Genomic DNA, 2428 nt, shown 5'->3' with positions numbered 1-2428 from the left:
CGCGAGCCAGTGGCTCGCAAGGGAATCCACTCGGCTCCGCCTCGTGGGCCGTTGCGGGCTCGCGCTACGCGCTCACCTCGCAACCCCGGCCCGGCGCAGCGCGCCGGGCGTTCGGCACGGCCGCGAGCCAGTGGCTCGCAAACGGCCGTGCCTCACCCCGAGCGGCGTTTGAAGAGATAGGCGGAGACGCCGGCCATGATCACGATCGGCAGCAGATAGGCGAGGCGGAAGTCGAACTTCAGCACCTTCGCCAGCTGCACGAACTGGGTCTGCAGCAGATAGAAGCCGAGCCCGAACACGATGCCGACGAACAGGCGCTTGCCGGTGCCGCCGCTGCGCAACAGGCCGAATGCGAACGGGATCGCCGCCAGGCATAGCGCGATCACGTTGATCGGATAGAACCAGCGGCCCCAGTAATGCTCCTGGAAATCGCCGGCATCCAGGTCGTTGCGTTTGCGGTACTCGATCGCCTGGCGCAGGTCGCCGGCGCTCAGGTAGCGCGGGCGGTCGGTGCCGGCGGTCAGCGCGGTCGAGTCCAACCGCGACTCCCAGCGTTCCTCCGCCACCCTGGACTCGCTGACCGAGCGTTGATCGAAATAGGTGCGGTTCACGTCGCGCAGCAGCCAGCCGCCGGGGCGGTGCTCGGCGACCTTGGCCCGTGCCATCGATACCAGACGGCCGTCCTCGGCGAACTCGTACAGGCGCACATCGTGCAGCTCGATCCAGCGGTCGTTGCCGTCGTCGCGCTCCTGTCCGCCGGCGGCGTTGAGGATGGTGTCGCCCTCGCGCGCCCACACGCCCGAATACTGGGCGACGATCAGGTTGTCGGACTTGGCCGAGCTCTTCAGGGCGTCGGCGCGGCGTTGGCCGATCGGGCCGGCGGTCTCGCCGCTGATCACCATCAGCGCGGTCAGCACCGCCACCGCGCCCGCGACCGCGAAGCTGATCCGGCGCCGGGACAGGCCGATCGCCCGCAGGGCGGTCAGCTCCGAGGTCGCCGCCAGTTGCCCGAGCGCCATCAGCGAACCGATCACCGCCGCGTACGGGAACAGGTAATTGGCCCGGCGCGGCACGGTCAGGCCGACGTAGGCCAGCGCCTGGACGAAGCCGTAGCGGCCCTTGCCGACGTCGCCAAACTCACTGACCAGGGCCAGCATCACGTCCAGCCCGAGCAGCACCGCCCAGGTCAGGATCACCGCGGCCATCACCGCGCGGGCCACGTACAGGTCGTGCAGCCGGGGCAGGAATCTCATGCTGCCCTCCCGGCGCCGTTGGCGCGACCCTTGGACGGCCGCATCCGGCCGTCTCCCAGGTACAGCCAGACCCCGACCCCGAGCAGCGGCAGCACCAGCCACCACAAGCCGAGCATGCCGGGGATCTTGTCGTCCTCGAGCCAGCCGGTTCCCATCAGCATCAGGTTGACGCCGATCAGATAGCCGAGGAAGCCCATCAGCATCCGTCCGTAGCGGGCCTGCCGCGGCATGCTGCGGGCCAGCGGAATCGCCATCAGCGCGAACGCCAGCGCCAGCAGCGGCGGCGCGATCCGGCGGTGCAGCTGGGCCACCGCCGGCGGCCGCTCGTCGCCGATCAGGGCCGACGTCGGCAACGCCTCGGGATCGTCGAGATCGAACTTCTCCTTGCCGGCCGGCATCCGCACCTCGTTGCTGGCGTAACGCAGCAGCCGATAGTCCTGGCCGCCTTCGCGCGGCCCCTCGACCTCGAAGCCGTTCTCCAGCACCAGGTAGCGCTGGCCGTCCTCTCCGGCCTTGAGCGCGCCCTGGTTGGAGCTGACCACGGTGATCCGGTCATCGCTCTGGCGGTAGACGAACACCCGGTCGAAGCGGGTGCCCTCGCCCGACATCTCGCCGACGAAGGCGACCCCGCCGCCATTGGGCAACTCGGTGAAGCGTCCCGGCTCCAGACCGGCCACGATCATGTTGCGGTTGGCCTCGTTGATCAGTTCGCGCGACAGCCGCTCGGCCCAGGGCCCCAGCCACAGCGAACAGGCCGCGACCACCGCGATCAGCGGCAACACCACCAGCATCAGGGGCTTGAGCAGGCGCCTGGGTCCGACCCCGACCGAGGCGATCACCGGCATCTCGGCATCGCGGTACAGCCGCCCGACCGCCAGCATCAGGCCCAGCAACAGCGCCAGCGGCAGGATCACCGGCAGCCAGTTGAGCAGGACCAGGCCGAGCTGGGCCAGCAGCAGGCCGGCCGGCAGCTGGCCGCGGGCGATGTCGCCCAGCACGTCGGTCAACGCGCCGCCGACACAGACGATCAGCAGCACCGCCAGGGTGGCCATCACCGCCTGGGCGAACTCGCTGATGAGATAGCGGTCGAGCCTGGTCATCGGATCGCGCGCTCAGAGCCCGGCCGCGGCGCGGCGGCCGGTGGCCGTGATCGCGGCGGCGGGCCGGGTTCGGGC

2 protein-coding genes are annotated in these 2428 nt (G+C 70.3%); both read right to left on the bottom strand.

Going from position 1 to position 2428, the window contains the following annotated elements:
* Positions 1-152: 152 nt before the first annotated feature.
* Positions 153-1322, bottom strand: coding sequence for an LPS export ABC transporter permease LptG (gene lptG / locus FKV24_RS10815; RefSeq protein ID WP_425481619.1), 1170 nt, complete (start codon positions 1320-1322; stop codon positions 153-155).
* On the bottom strand, positions 1250-2353 hold the full coding sequence (lptF, locus tag FKV24_RS10810) for an LPS export ABC transporter permease LptF (protein ID WP_141482390.1): 1104 nt from the start codon (positions 2351-2353) through the stop codon (positions 1250-1252). The genes lptG and lptF overlap by 73 nt, the downstream gene beginning before the upstream one ends.
* Between the last annotated feature and the right edge of the window lie 75 nt (positions 2354-2428).

The sequence above is a fragment of the Marilutibacter maris genome (assembly GCF_006546735.2).
Classification (GTDB): Bacteria; Pseudomonadota; Gammaproteobacteria; order Xanthomonadales; family Xanthomonadaceae; genus Marilutibacter; species Marilutibacter maris.
The sequence above is the reverse complement of the archived record's forward strand: the minus strand, read 5'-3'. Positions and strand labels throughout refer to the sequence as shown.